Source organism: Mesorhizobium sp. ESP6-5, assembly GCF_020164695.1.
Classification (GTDB): domain Bacteria; phylum Pseudomonadota; class Alphaproteobacteria; order Rhizobiales; family Rhizobiaceae; genus Mesorhizobium; species Mesorhizobium australicum.
Genome location: NZ_JAIUGR010000003.1, coordinates 450,220 through 467,139, shown reverse-complemented (window position 1 = coordinate 467,139; position 16,920 = coordinate 450,220). Strand labels below are relative to the sequence as shown.

The 16,920-nt window shown below is 62.8% G+C and carries 14 protein-coding genes, 1 tRNA gene and 1 riboswitch; of the genes, 9 read left to right on the top strand and 6 right to left on the bottom strand.

Annotated elements, in window-relative coordinates; genetic code table 11:
• Nucleotides 1-76 precede the first annotated feature (76 nt).
• Together LB524_RS06820 and LB524_RS06815 are read left to right on the top strand one after the other, a co-directional pair.
• Nucleotides 77-2,008, top strand: coding sequence for an acyltransferase family protein (locus tag LB524_RS06820; RefSeq protein WP_224524563.1), 1,932 nt, complete (start codon nt 77-79; stop codon nt 2,006-2,008).
• Nucleotides 2,009-2,060: 52 nt separating this feature from the next.
• Nucleotides 2,061-2,134 (top strand) — tRNA-Gly (locus tag LB524_RS06815).
• Nucleotides 2,135-2,200: 66 nt separating this feature from the next.
• On the opposite strand, the gene LB524_RS06810 is transcribed toward LB524_RS06815, so the two are convergent.
• A complete protein-coding gene (locus tag LB524_RS06810; RefSeq protein WP_140614736.1) occupies nt 2,201-2,962 on the bottom strand; it encodes a Stf0 family sulfotransferase in 762 nt (253 codons plus the stop codon).
• Between the two features lie 364 nt (nt 2,963-3,326).
• Here LB524_RS06810 and LB524_RS06805 point away from each other — a divergent pair, with 364 nt between their 5' ends.
• A complete protein-coding gene (locus tag LB524_RS06805) occupies nt 3,327-3,593 on the top strand; it encodes a hypothetical protein (RefSeq protein WP_181166261.1) in 267 nt (88 codons plus the stop codon).
• A gap of 85 nt (nt 3,594-3,678) precedes the next feature.
• Here the strand turns inward: LB524_RS06805 and LB524_RS06800 are convergent, their stop codons facing one another.
• Nucleotides 3,679-4,668, bottom strand: a complete 990-nt coding sequence (locus LB524_RS06800; RefSeq protein WP_140722844.1) for a LysR family transcriptional regulator — start codon at nt 4,666-4,668, stop codon at nt 3,679-3,681.
• Nucleotides 4,669-4,959: 291 nt separating this feature from the next.
• Here LB524_RS06800 and chvE point away from each other — a divergent pair, with 291 nt between their 5' ends.
• The 4 genes from chvE (at nt 4,960) to araD1 (ending at nt 10,210) form a co-directional block, all read left to right on the top strand.
• Nucleotides 4,960-6,030 carry a multiple monosaccharide ABC transporter substrate-binding protein gene (gene chvE / locus LB524_RS06795; RefSeq protein WP_015319282.1) on the top strand — a complete coding sequence of 357 codons (1,071 nt, stop codon included), beginning with the start codon at nt 4,960-4,962 and terminating at the stop codon, nt 6,028-6,030.
• A gap of 163 nt (nt 6,031-6,193) precedes the next feature.
• Nucleotides 6,194-7,726, top strand: coding sequence for a multiple monosaccharide ABC transporter ATP-binding protein (mmsA, locus tag LB524_RS06790; RefSeq protein ID WP_224524558.1), 1,533 nt, complete (start codon nt 6,194-6,196; stop codon nt 7,724-7,726).
• The gene (gene mmsB / locus LB524_RS06785) at nt 7,723-9,015 is read left to right on the top strand and encodes a multiple monosaccharide ABC transporter permease (protein ID WP_015319284.1); all 1,293 of its coding nucleotides are present in this window, start codon (nt 7,723-7,725) and stop codon (nt 9,013-9,015) included. Before mmsA ends, mmsB begins: the two co-directional genes overlap by 4 nt.
• Nucleotides 9,016-9,217: 202 nt before the next feature.
• Nucleotides 9,218-10,210 carry an AraD1 family protein gene (araD1, locus tag LB524_RS06780; protein WP_015319285.1) on the top strand — a complete coding sequence of 331 codons (993 nt, stop codon included), beginning with the start codon at nt 9,218-9,220 and terminating at the stop codon, nt 10,208-10,210.
• Between the two features lie 141 nt (nt 10,211-10,351).
• On the opposite strand, the gene LB524_RS06775 is transcribed toward araD1, so the two are convergent.
• Complete coding sequence (locus tag LB524_RS06775) at nt 10,352-11,446, bottom strand: 2'-deoxycytidine 5'-triphosphate deaminase (RefSeq protein WP_224524556.1); 1,095 nt, start codon at nt 11,444-11,446, stop codon at nt 10,352-10,354.
• Nucleotides 11,447-11,605: 159 nt separating this feature from the next.
• Nucleotides 11,606-11,683: riboswitch (SAM riboswitch) on the top strand.
• Between the two features lie 56 nt (nt 11,684-11,739).
• On the opposite strand from LB524_RS06775, the gene LB524_RS06770 reads away from it, so the two are divergent.
• Nucleotides 11,740-12,930 carry an O-succinylhomoserine sulfhydrylase gene (locus tag LB524_RS06770; protein WP_015319287.1) on the top strand — a complete coding sequence of 397 codons (1,191 nt, stop codon included), beginning with the start codon at nt 11,740-11,742 and terminating at the stop codon, nt 12,928-12,930.
• A 30-nt stretch (nt 12,931-12,960) separates the two neighbouring features.
• Here the strand turns inward: LB524_RS06770 and LB524_RS06765 are convergent, their stop codons facing one another.
• Complete coding sequence (locus tag LB524_RS06765) at nt 12,961-14,112, bottom strand: ceramide glucosyltransferase (RefSeq protein WP_224524553.1); 1,152 nt, start codon at nt 14,110-14,112, stop codon at nt 12,961-12,963.
• A 219-nt stretch (nt 14,113-14,331) separates the two neighbouring features.
• Between LB524_RS06765 and apaG the strand changes: the two genes are divergently transcribed.
• Nucleotides 14,332-14,724 (top strand): Co2+/Mg2+ efflux protein ApaG, encoded by a 393-nt coding sequence (gene apaG / locus LB524_RS06760; protein ID WP_023772981.1) that lies wholly within the window; start codon nt 14,332-14,334, stop codon nt 14,722-14,724.
• Nucleotides 14,725-14,798: 74 nt separating this feature from the next.
• Here the strand turns inward: apaG and LB524_RS06755 are convergent, their stop codons facing one another.
• Complete coding sequence (locus LB524_RS06755; protein WP_140660684.1) at nt 14,799-15,830, bottom strand: Hsp33 family molecular chaperone; 1,032 nt, start codon at nt 15,828-15,830, stop codon at nt 14,799-14,801.
• 164 nt (nt 15,831-15,994) lie between these two features.
• Complete coding sequence (gene argF / locus LB524_RS06750) at nt 15,995-16,906, bottom strand: ornithine carbamoyltransferase (protein WP_140660683.1); 912 nt, start codon at nt 16,904-16,906, stop codon at nt 15,995-15,997.
• Nucleotides 16,907-16,920 lie beyond the last annotated feature (14 nt).

Genomic DNA, 16,920 nt, shown 5'->3' with positions numbered 1-16,920 from the left:
AACCAAGGCATCGTCGCATGAGCGGCGTGGCATGCTTCGCACGAGATCGGCGGGCCGCGAGCCACGGACTGTCCGAATGAACTACAGGCGCGACATTGACGGCCTGCGGGCCGTTGCCGTGCTGCCCGTGGTGCTCTTTCATTTTGGCGTGTCCGCCATCCCAGGGGGATTCACCGGCGTCGATATTTTCTTTGTCATATCGGGCTATCTGATCAGCGGCAGCTTGCTGGATGATCTCGAGCGCGGCCAGTTTTCGATCGGCCGCTTCTACTGGCGCCGCGCACGGCGCATCCTGCCGGCGCTGACCTTCGTCATCCTGCTTGCAAGCATCGCGGCATGGTTCATCCTCCTGCCGTCGGACCTGCACGAATTCAGCCTCAGCGTGATCGCTGCCTCGACCTTCTGGTCGAACATCTATTTCTGGAAGACGACGAACTATTTTTCGATCGACGCCGAACTGCGGCCGCTGCTGCACACATGGTCGCTTTCCGTCGAGGAACAGTACTACATCTTCGCGCCGATCCTGGTTTATCTGATCTACCGCTATGCCTCGAAGCGCTGGCTGACGATACTTCTGCCCATCACCATCGGCAGTTTTGCCCTGGCGGTGATGGCGACCACGCTGGCGCCGACCGCCGGCTTCTACCTGCTGCCGACACGCATCTGGGAACTGGCGCTGGGCGCCATGCTGATGCTGAAAAGGCCGCCGCCACTTGCCAGCCGGCCGGCGACGGAACTGATCGGCCTGGCCGGCTTTGCACTGCTCGGCTTCGGCTTCCTGACGATCTCGGAGAGCGACCCGTTTCCGGGCTATAACGCCCTGTTTCCCTGCGTCGGAACGGCCCTGCTGATCTATGCGGGCCAGAACCACGCGAACCGACCCGTGCCCCTCGCCACGCGTATGCTTCAGTTCGCCCCGATGGTCTGGATCGGCCTCATCTCCTATTCGCTCTACCTTGTTCACTGGCCGATCAACTCCTTCGTCCACTACCTCTCGCTGAAAGCCATCTCGGTGCCGATGATCGTCGCGATGACGGTAGCCAGCGTCGCCCTGGCCACCTTCTCGTGGAAATATGTCGAGCAGCCTTTCCGGCGGAAGCGGGCCTTCACCGCCCCGCCGCCGATCTTCGCCTTTTCGGCGACGGCCATCGCCCTGCTGTGCGTCGGCGGTCTGGCCGGTGTGCTGGGCAAGGGCTTTCCGCAGCGGTTCCCGGATTTCTCGACGCAACGGATCCTGGTGGGCGACTGGCGCAACGGTGTCTGCTTCAATGAGGGTGCGAGCCGGATCGAGGATTGGAACCTTGCCGACTGCACGCGCACGCACGGCTTTGCCACCAATGTGCTGCTGTGGGGCGATTCCTTCGCGGCTCACTACGTATCGGGCCTGGAAGCCAACGCGCAGAAAATCCAGGCCAACGTCGTCCAATATACCTATGCCGGCTGCCCACCCAACCTGAGCTATTTTTCCTATGCCCGGCCGGCCTGCACCCGCTTCAACGAACGGGCGCTGTCGATCATCCGCGATGCCAACATCCAGGCGGTGATCCTGAGCGGTCGATGGACCGACTACCAGGCCAGGGGCTTCGACGGCCTGCAGACGACGATCGACCGGCTGCGCGACATGGGTGTCAAGGTCTATGTCATCGGCCAGTCTCCGGAGTTCATCGCCGACGTCCAGAAGATCGCTTTCTTTGCAAAACACGAGGGCGCCGCGAATACATCCTGGCCGATGGCCATGGATCCCGACATCAACAAGCAGGTGCAACTCTTCGCCAACGGCGCGACCTTCATCGACCCGCTCACCTATCTGTGCGACGCCACCGGTTGCTCCTATGCGGATGCCGGCAGCAAGCAATTTCTCTATTTCGACTATGGCCATTTCTCTTCCGCCGGCGCGACGCTGGCCATCTCGAAATACTGGCCGAGCTTCGCCGCCGGCGGCGAAGTCGCAAAGGCCAGGGAACCAACGCCGACCGTCACCGGTGAGCTGGCGAAGCCCGCCTTGTGAGACCGGTTTGCGATTGCCCGAGGCCATGCCGTCATGATAACGAGGCTGCAGCGCGGGTATGATGTAATGGTAGCCTGTCAGCTTCCCAAGCTGAACGCGCGGGTTCGATTCCCGCTACCCGCTCCAGCTTGATGCGAAAAGCCGATTGCCTAGCCCGGCCCCTGTCCGATTGGCAGCACTATCGGGATTCGCCTAGGCCTGTCCGGTTAGCATCTGCTTCTTGAGGAGGAACCGGGCGAGATTGTTGATGTTCCGCGGCGCCACCTTCCTGGGCAGATGCGCCAGCAAGTCTTCCGATTTGACGTCGTTGCGGAACCGCTCCGCCCAATCTTCGGTGAGATCGTCCCGCTGCAGGCGTAAATTCGTTTCGAACTCTCCGTCCGGCATTTCAACCGACAACTGCCGGGCCACCGACGCAACGTACGGCCGAGGATCGTCCAACAAATCCTCATAAAAAAAGTGATCGTATGCCAGGTCGGCCAGCCGCAGGTAAGCTTCCCAGAAGGCATAGCTCTGCTCGATCAGGAAATAGGCCTGGCAGATGCCGGCGAAGTCGTATCGCGGAACCAGATCGGCGCCGTCCATCGTACTTTTCCAGTGCCCCGACGCCTTTGCCCGGCAATAGGAAATCGCCTGGCGAAGGCGGTCCCGCCGCTCCAACAGGACCAAGCCCATGGCATGGCGCCGGCTGCATTCAGCGAGGAAGTCAACTCCATATCTGGCCTGCGACCAGTGAAGATGCCGCGGAAACAGTTTCACGGCGAACGTGCCGTTTGCGGTTCCGCCGCGATCGATCACGGCGGACATCAGGTCATCGAAGGATTTCGGCTTGCACCCCAGATTGGCCGTATCGAGCCACTCGGCCGACTTGCCCAACAATCCCGTGCTGTTCGTGAGACTGCCAAGCCATTCGGAGCCGCTGCGGGCTTCGGTCAGTATGGCGACGCCCTTCATGCGTGCCGCTTCTCCGCGGCACGCATGATCTTGATTGCAGAATGCCGTTCTTCTTGGTGGTCCCTCGGCATGGTCAAAGCTCCGCTTTAAACAGGCTTCAACGGACAAAGGCTCATATGGTTCCGCCGATTCGGCGGCAGCTAGGCAAAAGTGCGAGTCCCAAACACGTTACAGTTGGGTAATCAACGCCGGACTTGAAGAGCCTGAACACAGGTGCCGGCCACCTGCGGTGGCCGGCTTATGCGTCAGCAAGAAGAGATTACAGCCATACGCGGAGCCAGACGCGCTCGCGCCAGCAGCGGGTACGGCGGCGGCCATGGCGCCAGTAGCTGCGGCAAACTCGTCTCCAGCCGCGGCGACGCCCGTGGCGACGACGCCAGTAGCCATCGTGGCCATGATGGCGGCGAAAATGCCAGTCGCGATGCGAGACCTGCTCTACCTCGACCGCTTCATCCCCTTCGAAGACAGCCGGATCCGGCTTGTCCAGTTCATCGAGAATTCCGTTTCCCTGGGGAACACCGGCTACCGCGCGGCCTGGTCCGGCCACGCTCGCAAACGCCGCTGCCCCCGCGAGGCCAAGCATTCCAGTAAGAAACAACCGACGTTCCATAAAAACCTCCCGAGTTGTTAATCGTCGACACCTCGTTTCCTCGCCCGCAACGGGCTCCAGCGCGCATGCCGAACGGTTTGAACGCGCGGCAGCGGTTCTCGTTCCATTACCCCACTTCGCGCAGGATGAAATCATGCAGCATTTTGGCAGCCGGCGACAGTACGCGATTCCTGACGGTGATCAGGCTGTAAGGCCTGACCTCGATGTCGAATTCGGTTTGGACGACATCGATGGCGCCGGCAAGCCCGTCCGGGTTCTGGATGAACTTCGCCACCTGCACCGAGACCGGCGCGATGGCATCGGATTGCGCGACCATGACCAGCGTGAGCAGCAGCGAACTGGTGTTCAAGATCCGGTCCGGCAGCGCGATGTTGCGGTTCAGGAAGTTGCTCTCCATCGCCTGACGCAAGGGCGAACCGCCCGACTGGAACACCCAGTCATAGGCAGCGGTGTCTTCCAGCCGCACCACATTGCCTCCGGCGAGCGGGTGGCCGCGGCGCACGATCAGGCAGGCCTTCTCGACGCCGATCACACGGGATTCGAACAGTCGTGGATTGAGGTCGTCGGGAATGCGGGCGATGATGAAGTCGTGGCGCGAGCCGATCAGCTCGCGGGCGAGCACGTTCGACGTCTCGACCTGCATGGTGATCTCGATGCGCGGATAGATGCGGCGGATTTCACGGATCGCCGGCACTGCCAATTCGATCGCCGGCGCGGTCACGGCGCCGAGGAACACCGAACCGCCCTTGCCGGCCTTGAGTTCGGCAATCTCGCGGTCGGCTTCGCGCATCTCGAGCAGGATCGAGCGGGCCCGCCTGGCAAGCGCCTGGCCATAGGGAGTGAGGGTCACTCCGCGCGGCAGCCGTTCGCACAGCTTCACGTCGAGCACCGCCTCCATCTCGGCAATCATGCGCGAAGCGGCCGGCTGGGAGATGTTCATGACCTGGGCCGCGGCGCTCACCCGTCCGTGATCGTCGAGGGCGGCGATCATGCGCATGTGGCGCAAGCTCAAACCACTGCGCAGGAGTGTCTCACCGTCTCCCGGGAGCTTCTCGTAACTTACTGGAATCGCATCGGGATCGCGCAATGCCGCCATGATCTCCAGCTTTCTCGCCGATTGCTTTCCGGATGCTAGATCATACCGGTTTCGATATAGCAACCACCAAAGATCGCATTTGACAGTTATGGCAAAGGGACCCACCCTTCGCGCGTTCCGGGACGCAAGGGTCGGTGGCGATCAAAATCGTATCGATTGAAACTGTGTCGCGGAGCCGATTGGGAGGATACCGGAGATCGATAATGCCGACAGCGGCGCGTTTGCGCTCCTGTCTGGCTGCGCGGCCCGCGAAGCCCCGAGGTGTCGCGTCCATCAACCAGGGAGAGTAATGTGAAGATTATCAAGACGCTGGCCGCCGTGGCGGCCCTTGGCATCGCTGCCATGACCTATCAGGCGCACGCGGCCGACAAGGGTCTTGTCGGCGTGCTGATGCCGACCAAGACCTCGCAACGCTGGATCAATGACGGCGACGCCGTCAAATCCCAGCTCGAGGCGCTCGGCTACACTGTCGACCTGCAATACGCGCAGGACGACATCCCCAACCAGCTCAGCCAGCTGGAAAACGAAATCACCAAGGGTCCGAAGGCGCTGATCATCGCCTCGATCGACGGCACCACGCTGTCGGATGCGCTGCAGAAGGCCAACGACGCGGGCGTCGTCGTCGTCGCTTATGACCGCCTGATCAAGAAGACCAAGAATGTCGACTATTACACCACCTTCGACAATTTCGGCGTCGGCGTGATCCAGGCAAATTCCCTGGTCAAGGGCCTCAAGGAGCGTTTCCCGAACACCAAGCCGTGGAACGTCGAACTGTTCGGCGGCTCGCCCGACGACAACAACGCCTTCTTCTTCTACAATGGCGCGATCTCCGTCCTGCAGCCGCTGATCGACGACGGCTCGATCAAGATCAAGTCCGGCCAGACCGGCATGGACAAGGTCGGCACGCTGCGCTGGCTCGCCGCTACCGCCCAGGCGCGCATGGACAACCTTCTGTCGGCCAACTACTCGGACGGCAGCCGCGTCGATGGCGTTCTGTCGCCTTATGACGGCCTGTCGCGCGGCATCACCGCCTCGCTGCGCGCTGTCGGTTACGGCACCGACGCACAGCCCTGGCCGATCGTGACCGGTCAGGACGCCGAGACCGCCTCGGTCAAGCTGATCATCTCGGGCGAGCAGTACTCGACCGTGTTCAAGGACACCCGCGAACTGGCCAAGGCCACGGTGCAGCTGGTCGACAAGGTGCTCTCCGGCGGCAAGCCGGAAGGCCTCGACGAAAAGACCTACAACAACGACGTCAAGGTGGTTCCCTCGATCCTGCTGACGCCGCATGAGGTCGACAAGTCGAACTACCAGGCCCTGGTCGTCGACTCCGGCTACATCAAGGCCGAAGACTTGAAGTAATCCCGGTTACAAAGACAGGGGTCCTGCGCGACGCAGGGCCCCTTTTCGTTCACAAGCGGCCCCGGTATTGTCTCTGCCGGCCTAGAGCCATTCCCGGAAAATTGCGCAGCGGTTTTCCGTCAGGAATCGCCTAAAAAAGAAAGTCTAGGAGGAGCTTGCCCTGATGACCTCGACGATTTTGGAGATGCGCGACATCACCAAGACGTTCCCCGGCGTGAAGGCGCTGTCGAACGTCAACCTCCACGTCGAGGAAGGCGAAATCCATGCCGTGGTCGGCGAGAACGGCGCCGGAAAATCGACACTGATGAAGGTGCTTTCGGGCGTCTATCCCTCCGGCACCTATGATGGCCAGATCATCTTTCAGGGCCAGGAATGCCAGTTCAAGGGCATCCATGACAGCGAACACAAGGGCATCGTCATCATCCACCAGGAGCTCGCGCTGGTGCCGATGCTGTCGATCGCCGAGAACATTTTCCTCGGCAACGAGCACGCCAGATACGGCGTCATCGACTGGGACGCCAACGAGGCGCGCACGGCCGAGCTTTTGAAAAAAGTCGGGCTCAAGGAAGACCCCAAGACGCTGATCACCCATATCGGCGTCGGCAAGCAGCAGCTGGTCGAGATCGCCAAGGCGCTGAGCAAGGAAGTGAAGCTGCTGATCCTCGACGAGCCGACAGCGTCGCTCAGCGAAAAGGACAGCCAGGCGCTGCTCGATCTATTGCTCGAGTTCAAGCGGCAGGGCATGACCTCGATCCTGATCTCCCATAAGCTCAACGAGGTGAACCGCGTCGCCGACAAGGTGACGGTGATCCGCGACGGGCGCACGATCGAGACATTGCCGAGGAAGGACATCAGCGAGGACCGCATCATCACCTCGATGGTCGGCCGATCCCTCGACGATCGTTACCCGCCGCGCGAACCTAGCATCGGCGACGTCATTTTCGAGGTCAAGGACTGGTCCGTCTACCACCCGATCCATGCCGAACGGCAAGTGATCAAGAGCATCGACCTCAAGGTGCGCAAGGGCGAAGTTGTCGGCATTGCGGGACTGATGGGCGCCGGTCGCACCGAATTCGCCATGAGCCTGTTCGGCCGCTCCTATGGCCGGCGCATCAGCGGCGAGGTGCTGCTCGACGGCAAGCCCGTGGACCTTTCCACAGTGGGCAAGGCCGTGCAGAACGGCATCGCCTATGTCACCGAGGACCGCAAGACCTATGGGCTGAACCTCATCGACCATATCAAGCACAATGTGACGCTGGCCAACCTTGGCGGCGTTTCCAGTGGCGGCGTCATCGACGATATGCGCGAAATGAGCGTCGCCAACGACTATCGCAAGAAGACCAATATCCGCGCATCCAGCGTCTATCAGCTGACCGGCAACCTCTCTGGCGGCAACCAGCAGAAGGTGGTGCTGTCGAAATGGCTGTTCGCCGACCCGGAAGTCCTGATCCTCGACGAGCCGACGCGCGGCATCGACGTCGGCGCCAAGTACGAAATCTATACAATCATCGCCCGCCTCGCCGCCGAGGGCAAAGCGATCATCGTCATCTCGTCTGAAATGCCGGAATTGCTCGGCATCACCGACAGAATCTATGTCATGAACGAAGGGCGCATCGTCGGCGAAATGGCGGCAAGCGACGCCAGCCAGGAAAAAATCATGCGCGCCATTGTTCGCGGAGAAGGAAAAGCATCATGAGCACAGACAGCGCTCCCGCACCCCAAAGCGGCACCGCCGAGGACGTCAAGCAGGGTCCTCGCGTCGCCGTCTCGGCGCTGACGACGAACCTGCGCGAATACGGCCTGATCATCGCGCTGATCGTCATCATGCTGTTCTTCCAGTACACGACGTCGGGAACGCTGTTCAAACCGGTCAACCTCAGCAACCTGGTGCAGCAGAACTCGTTCATCATCGTGATGGCGCTCGGCATGCTGCTGGTCATCGTCGCCGGCTATATCGATCTCAGCGTAGGATCGGTCGCCGGCTTCATCGGCGCGCTTGCCGCCATGATGATGGTCATCTGGCCGCTCGGCATATTCAGCAATCCGCTCGTTGTCTCGATCGTCTGCCTCATCGTCGGCGGGTTGATCGGTGGCGCGCAAGGGTACTGGATCGCCTATCACCGCATACCAAGCTTCATCGTGACGCTCGCCGGCATGCTGATCTTCCGCGGCATCTGCCAGGCGCTGCTTGGCGGCGGCTCCTCGGTCGGCCCGCTTCCCGACAGTTTCAAGGCGCTGAGTTCCGGTTTCATCCCCGATGTGATCGGCCCGCTGACCCTGATCCCGCCGACGGTGAACGCGGCCGGCAAGACCGTTTTGGGCAGTGGCCTGACGCTTCACATGACGACAGTCGTGCTGGGCCTAATCGCGGTGCTCGCCTACGCCTATTTCGGCTTCAGGACGCGACGCAAGCGCGAACTCCACGGTTATGAGGCCGAGCCTTTCACCCTGTTCGTCATCAAGACCCTGGTCGGCAGCGCGCTGGCGCTCTTCCTGGTCTTCCAGTTCGCGACCTATCGGGGCCTGCCGATCGTGCTCCTGGTGATGGGCGTGCTGATCTCGCTGTTCGTCTTCGTCACCAAGCGCATGACCATCGGCCGCCGCATCTACGCCATGGGAGGCAACGCCAAGGCGGCGCAACTGTCGGGCATCAACACCGAAAGGCTGACGCTCTGGGTGTTCGTCAATATGGGCGTTCTGTCGGCGCTCGGCGGGCTGATCATCGCCGCACGTCTCGGCCAGGCCGTGCCGGCCGCGGGCCTCGGCAGCGAGCTCGACGTGATCGCGGCCGTCTTCATCGGCGGCGCCTCGGCGATGGGCGGCGTCGGCCAGGTCATCGGCGCGGTGGTCGGCGGCTTCATCATGGGCGTGATGAACAACGGCATGTCCATCATGGGCGTCAATGTCGACTGGCAGCAGGTGGTCAAGGGCCTGGTGCTGCTCGGGGCCGTCATCTTCGACGTCTACAACAAGAACAAGGCTTGAGGGCTGGGGCGAGGACTAGGAGGCATACGGGTTCTAGATCGCGAAGCTGCCGGCAGCCCGTCGGCACCAAGAAGTCCGGGGAAGGACCAGGCTCGCGAACGCAATCCGGACGAAGCGTTTCAACCGTGGCGCGTTTCCGCGCCGCGCCGGTCAGGATTTGCCCATTGGCAGCCGGATACAGATAAATGAGAGAGGACTGATCATGCTGATCTCGCAGATTCTCGACGACGCCGAGACGATCCGTGTCGTTGCCCGCAGCGGCGGGAAGACCCGGATCATCAACGGGGCGCGCAGCGTCTATTCGCTGGCGATGGAGGCTGCCCGCACCGGCGTCGGCCTGGCCGCCCTGATCGAACGCAAGGGGCTTGGCGAGACGATCGATCTCGACGCCGCCTACAAGCGGGGGCGCCTGCTGTCGCCGATCAACCACCCCGACCCGGCGCATCTGCACTTGACCGGCACCGGGCTGACGCATCTGGGGTCGGCCGCGACGCGCGATTCCATGCACAAGAAGCTCAGCACCGACGGCGAGGAGCAACTCACCGATTCCATGAAGATGTTCCGCATGGGACTGGAAGGCGGCAAGCCCGCGAAAGGCCAGGTCGGCGTGCAGCCGGAATGGTTCTACAAGGGGAACGGCACCATGGCAGTCGCGCCTGGCGCGGCGCTCATGTCACCGGCCTTTGCCAAGGATGCCGGCGAGGAACCAGAGGTCGCCGGGATCTATGTCATCGGCGATGACGGGGCGCCATTCCGCGTCGGCTTCACCTTGTCGAACGAATTCTCGGACCATGTGACCGAGCGCGTCAACTATCTCTTCCTCGCCCATTCCAAGCTGCGCAATGCCTCCTTCGGCCCGGAGATCCTGATCGGAGACCTGCCTTCGGACATCCGCGGCACGTCGCGTATCCTGCGCGACGGCAAGGCATTGTGGGAAAAGCCCTTCCTGTCGGGTGAAACGAACATGTCCCACACCATCGCCAATCTCGAACACCACCACTTCAAATATTCGGCCTTCCGCCAGCCTGGCGACGTGCATGTGCATATGTTCGGCACCGCGACGCTATCCTTCGCCGACGGCATCAAGACGGAAGCCGGCGACGTGTTCGAGATCGAGGCCGGGGATTTCGGACTGCCGCTGCGCAACCCGCTCGAGATCGAGAAGCCGGTGAAGGTGTCGGTGAAGGCGCTTTGAAGCCATGAGCGCGTGATTCCCCTCTCGTGGGGAATGGCTGGCAAGCCAGAGCGGGGCACTGTCCCGCCGATCTAGCAATAGGTTTCAGTCACGTCCCTGCCGGGCATCTCTCCCACAAGAGCGAGGTCGGCAGCTTCGACCTTAGCGCACGGCGCGGAAATGCTTCGACAACTTCAGGCCCTGCGCCTGGTAGTTCGAGCCGAGATCGGTGCCGTAGAGCGCCTGCGGTCGCTTCAGCATATGCTCGTAGACCAGCCGGCCGACGATCTGGCCGTGGTCGAGGATGAACGGCACTTCGTGGCTGCGCACTTCGAGCACCGCCCGGCTGCCGGTGCCGCCGGCCGCCGAATGGCCGAAACCCGGATCGAAAAAGCCGGCATAGTGGACGCGAAACTCGCCGACCAGCGGATCGAACGGCGTCATCTCGGCGGCGTAGAGCGGCGGCACATGCACCGCCTCCTGGCTGACGAGGATGTAGAACTCGTCGGGATCGAGCACCAGTTCGCCGGCGCGGCTCTTGTGGATCGGCTCCCAGAAGTCGAGGACATCCTGCGCGGCGCGCTTGTCGACATCTACGAGGCCGGTGTGGTGCTTGCCGCGATAGCCGACCAACCCATCCTTGTCGCCATTGAGGTCGATCGACAGCGCGATGCCGCCGCCGGAAATGTTCGGCGGCTCCGTGGCGACCAGCATCTCGGCACGATGCAGCTCATGCAACTCGGCTTCCGAAAGCAGCGCGTTGCCGGTGCGAAAGCGGATTTGAGACAGGCGCGAACCCGTGCGCGCGATGATCGGAAAGGTGCGCGGGCTGACCTCGAGATAGAGCGGACCGTTGTAGCCGGCGGCGATCTTATCGAACTCATGGCCTCGATCGGTCATGACGCGGGTGAAGATGTCGAGCCGCCCGGTCGAGCTCTTCGGATTGGCCGAGGCCGAAATGTCAGCCGGCAGGGCCACACTTTCGAGCAGCGGCACAATATAGACGCAGCCGGTTTCGAGGACCGCGCCTTCGGTCAGACTGATCTCGTGCAGTTGCAGCCGATCGAGCTTTTCCGACACCTTGTGGTTGGGACCGGGCAGGAACGAGGCGCGAACCCGCCAGGCCTTTTCGCCCAATCTGAGATCAAGGCTCGCCGGCTGGATCTGGTCGGCATCAAGCGCGCGCGGCGACTTCAGCGCGCCGGACCGGAACAGCGCCGATATGTCCTGATCGGGAAGAATGCCTGTCTGCCGCAAAGTCTGGCTCCGCCCCAAGACTGGTCTCTTTCGTTTGCAGGTTCTTGTTTGTTGCAGGTTCTTGCCGCAAAACCGCGGGGCACTTCTGCGGAACCTGCCTTGGTACAAACGTCTTAATGAAGCCGGCAATTGACGCAAGCGTGGCGCGGGTCTAAAGGGTCGTTATCCCGTGGTGATTTGGCCGGTCGGCTTGCAGCCACGTTAAACAAGTCGCTAAAGGACCGTCGGGCCGCAAGGCCGTATGGACCGGTTGCGACTTTCGCGGCCGGTTTTTTTGTGTCTGGAACAAAGCGATGAGCACCAAGAAGCGCAACTGGAAACCTCAGACGGCACTCGTGCATGGCGGAACCCTGCGTTCCGGCTTCGGCGAAACCTCCGAGGCGATGTACCTGACCCAGGGCTATGTCTATCAGACGGCGCAGGCCGCCGAGGCCCGCTTCAAGGGCGAAGAGCCTGGTTTCATCTATTCGCGCTACGCCAACCCGACCGTCGACATGTTCGAAAAGCGCATGTGCGCGCTTGAAGGCGCCGAAGACGCGCGCGCCACGGCGTCGGGCATGGCGGCGGTGACGGCTGCCCTTCTGTGCAGCGTCAAGGCCGGCGACCACATCGTGGCCGCGCGCGCGCTGTTCGGCTCCTGCCGCTGGGTGGTCGAGACGCTGGCGCCGCGCTATGGCATCGAGGCGACCTTGGTCGACGGCACCGAGATCGCCAATTGGGAAAAGGCGGTCAGGCCGAACACCAAGCTGTTTTTCCTGGAAAGCCCGACCAACCCGACGCTCGAGGTCGTCGACATCGCCGCCGTCGCCTCGCTTGCCAATTCGATCGGCGCGCGGCTGGTCGTCGACAATGTCTTTGCCACGCCGCTGCAACAGAAGCCGTTGCAGCTTGGTGCGCACATCGTCGTCTACTCGGCCACGAAGCACATTGACGGCCAGGGCCGCTGCCTGGGCGGCGTCATCCTGTCGGACAAGAAGTGGATTGACGAGAACCTGCACGACTATTTCCGCCACACCGGTCCCAGCCTGTCGCCGTTCAACGCCTGGACGCTGCTGAAGGGCCTGGAAACCTTGCCGCTGCGCGTGCGCCAGCAGACCGAGAGCGCCGGCAGGATCGCCGACTTCCTGGCCGGGCAGCCGCAGATCGCCCGCGTCATCTATCCCGGCCGCGCCGACCACCCGCAGGCCGATATCGTCAAGAAGCAGATGTCGGGTGGCTCGACGCTGATCTGCCTCGACGTCAAGGGCGGCAAGCCGGCGGCCTTCGCCCTGCAGAACGCCCTCGACATCGTGCTGATCTCGAACAATCTGGGCGATGCCAAGAGCCTGATCACCCATCCGGCGACGACCACCCACAAGAACCTCAGCGACGAGGCCCGCGCCGAACTCGGCATCGGGCCCGGTACGCTCAGGCTGTCGGTCGGCCTGGAGGATACGGACGACCTGCTGGAAGATATCGCGCAAGCCTTGAAGGCCGCCAAATAGGTTTCGTCCAGGCAGCGTCGTCAGCAGCGATCAAGCGCTCGACGGCGTCTCCTCCAGTTCCGCCGTCTTGGTGCGGATGGTCATGGCGTTGCCGCGCCAGTCGACGGCGCCGCCGAGCCAGCCGCGCGCCCAGATGGCCGGGAGCATGACGTCCCGCGCGACCGTCGCCGCGATCATGCGCGTCGAGACGTGCCAACCCTTGGCCAGGGCCAGAGCGCATTCCGGAAGATAGAACGCCGCCAGCACGGCAATCGCGGTCGCCCAGAGACTAATGCCGGCGCTCGCCGCGGCAATCAGCGCAAGAACCAGCGGGACCGCCGCACCAGTCAGGATCTCGGGCGCGAAGAATAGCGGGAAAGTGACGCGGCGCAGGCGCGCCCAGCGGGCCTGGCGCGACCAGATCTCGCCAAACGTGCGCTGGCCGAGCGGCTGCTCGAAGGGGGCGGCAACGAGGTTGACACGCAGGCCGAGGCCGTTCACCAGCTTGGTTGCGGCGGCGTCCTCGGCGATCTCGGCGGCCAGCGCGCGTATGCCGCCATTGGCGTCCAGCATCGGCTTGTTCCACAGCATGCTCTTGCCCTGCGCGAAGCCGAGGCCGAGCGCCGCGCCGGCATACTGCCAGCGGGCCTGCAATGTGTTGAGGAAGGCGCATTCGACGTCGGCCCAGAAACCATCTGGCCTGGAGCCGATCGGCGTCGAGCAGATAAGGCCGGTACCGTGCTGCCACGCCGCCATCATGTGCTCGACATAGTCCCTCGGCATCAGAACGTTGGAATCGGCAAGAATGACCCAGTCGTGGCGCGCCGCTTCCCAGCCTTTGACGCAGTTGTTGAGCTTTGGATTGGCACTGACACGGTCGTCGCCGATCAACAGCCGGGCCGGCACCTGCGGAAACCGGGCAATCGCCCTGTTTATCAGTTTGACCACCGGGTCGTCGGCATGGGCGACGCAGAAGATCAGTTCGTAGCGTGGCCAGTCGAGCGCGAAGGCGCGTTCCAGCGTCTCATGTGTGAATGGCTCGACGCCGCGCGACGGGACGACAATCGACACCGCCGGCGATCTGCCCGCCGGCGGGGCAATCGTGGTGCGCCGTTTCAGCTGTGAAGCGGCAAGCAGGATGCTGGCAGCGTTCGAGAGGATGAGTGCGGCCGAAAGCGAGGCGGATATGAGAGTGAGTTCCATCGAGATCTGGTCACTCCGGAAGTCGGCCCGCGTCGCGGCCGTTTTCAACAGTTCGACAGAGGGCCGAGTCGCCCGGTTCGCGCACACCACCATTGTCGTGTGTCACTTAAATGACATTCTTTGCCGGCACCTGCGTTTCAATCCCAGGCGCGACAAGACGCGCACGTTGACCTGCTCACCGCGAGCGTCGAAAGTCGTCGGATTGTTTTGGAGCCGCTCATGTACCGCGCCGTGACGCGCAACATCGAAGTGCAGGTCAGGCCGTTCTATCTGGAGGATCGTTCAGATCCCCAGGAGAACCGCTACGTCTGGGGCTATCAGATAACGATCGACAACCAGTCTGACGAGTTCGTGCAGCTTCTGTCGCGCTATTGGCACATCACCGATGGTGCCGGCCGGGTCGAGGAGGTCCGCGGGCCGGGCGTTGTCGGCGACCAGCCGGAACTCAATCCCGGCGACAGCTATCAGTACACGTCCGGCTGCCCGCTCTCGACACCCTCCGGGATCATGGTCGGACGCTACACGATGCGCAACAAGCGCGGCGAGACGTTCGACATCGCCATCCCGGCCTTCTCGCTCGATCTGCCGGGGACAAGGCGCACGGTGAACTGAGGGCCGACGGTCGCGTCGCCCCTCATCCGCCCTTCGGGCACCTTCTCCCCGCAGAACGGAGAGAAGGAAAGGCTTTACTGAGCCGCAAACTCGGCTGGATCGAAGTCGTACTGCGTCGAGCAGAATTCGCAGGCGACATGGATGCCGCCATCCTCGGTGCTGTCCTTGATCTCCTGCGCGGAGAAGCCTTCGAGGATGCCACGGATCTTGTCGCGGGAGCATGAGCACTGATCGGCCACGGGAACGCCGCCGAAGACGCGCACGCCATGCTCATGGAACAGACGATACAGCAGCCGCTCGGCGCCGATGGTCGGGTCGATCAATTCGGTCGGCTCGATGGTGCCGAGCAAGGCCAGGAGTTCCTGCCAGGAATTATCGGCCGGATCGTGGACTTCCTCGCGCGGATCGCCGTCCCCACCCGGCAGGTCCGGAATGCGCATGCGCTCGGGCGATTGCGGCAGGAACTGCGCCAGGATGCCGCCGGCGCGCCATTGCTCGCGCGCGCCGCCGATCCCGGGCGTCAGCAGCTTGGCGACCGAGAGCCTGATGTCGGTCGGGATCTGTTCCGACTGACGGAAATAGGTGCGCGCCGCGTCTTCCAGCGTTTCGCCGTCGAGCTGGACGATGCCTTGGTAGCGCTGAGTATGGGCGCCCTGGTCGATGGTCAGCGCCAGCACGCCGCTGCCAAGCAGCGTCTGCTGGGACGTCTCGCCTGCCGCGACCAGTGCTTCGAGCCGATCCGCATCGAAGCGTGCATAGGCACGCAGTGCCGAGGGCGTGGAGAAGTCCGCGACCAGCATGTCGACAGGCCCGTCGGTACGGGTTTGCAGGATGAACTTGCCTTCGAATTTGAGCGAGGTGCCGAGCAGAACGGTCAGCACACAGGCTTCCGCTAGCAGGCGGGCGACCGGCTCGGGATAATCGTGGCGGCCAAGGATGGCGTCGAGCATCGGCCCAAGCTGGACCGTGCGGCCGCGCACGTCGAGCGGACCGACCTCGAAGGGAACGACGTGATCGTCGCCGGCGTAGCCGAACTCGCCGAGTTTGGGGTGATGTTCAGTCACTTGATGGCTTTCCAACATGACAAAGCTCCAGGGCGCGGCCATGCGGCCCTGGTGGGCACATGCGTCCAAACGCGCTTGATTTGCGTGATGCGGCGCAGATAGGCATCGCGCCGCCGCAGATCAAGCGCCTGGGCATTTCAGGCGCCTGGGCATTTCGGGCGCCCAAGACACTTCAAGCCCCAAGACACTTCAAGCACCAAGACACTTCAAGCACCGAGGCACCAGGCAAGCACTGCCTTCTGGGCATGGAGCCGGTTCTCGGCCTCGTCGAAGACCACCGAATGCGGCCCGTCGATGACCTCGTCGGTCACTTCCTCGCCGCGATGGGCCGGCAGGCAGTGCATGAACAATGCATCCGGCTTGGCCTTGGCCATCAGCGCCGCGTTGACCTGATAGGGCGAGAAGACATTGTGCCCGCGAGCACGGTGTTCCTGCCCCATCGACACCCAGCAATCGGTGACGATGCAGTCGGCCTGGTCGACGGCTTCCTCGGGCGAGCGGGTGAAATGCAGCTTGCCGCCATGCGCCTTGGACCAGTCGACATGCTTCTGCGCCGGTTCGCTGCCTTCGGGCACAGCGACGTTGAGATTGAAGCGGAACCGTGCCGAGGCCTCGAGCAGCGAGTGCAGCACATTGTTGCCGTCGCCGGTCCAGGCAATCGTCTTGCCGGCCACCGGACCGCGATGCTCCTCGAAGGTCATGATGTCGGCCATCAGCTGGCAGGGATGGGTGTCGTCGGTCAGCCCGTTGATCACCGGAACGGTGGCATTCTCGGTCAGCTCCAGCAGCCGCTCATGCGAAGTGGTGCGGATCATGATCGCATCGACGTAGCGCGACAGCACCTTGGCGGTGTCGGCGATTGTCTCGGAGCGGCCGAGCTGCATCTCGGTGCCGGTCAGCATGATGGTCTCGCCGCCGAGCTGGCGCATGCCGACGTCGAAAGAAACGCGCGTGCGCGTCGACGGCTTGTCGAAGATCATGGCCAGCACCTTGCCTTCGAGCGGCTTGCTCCGCTCGCCGGCCTTGAGACGCGCCTTTCGCGTCACCGCATCATCCAGCATGAAGCGCAAATCGCCTTCGGAAACGGTGGAAAGATCGGTGAAATGGCGAACTGACATCAGGAATGGTTCCG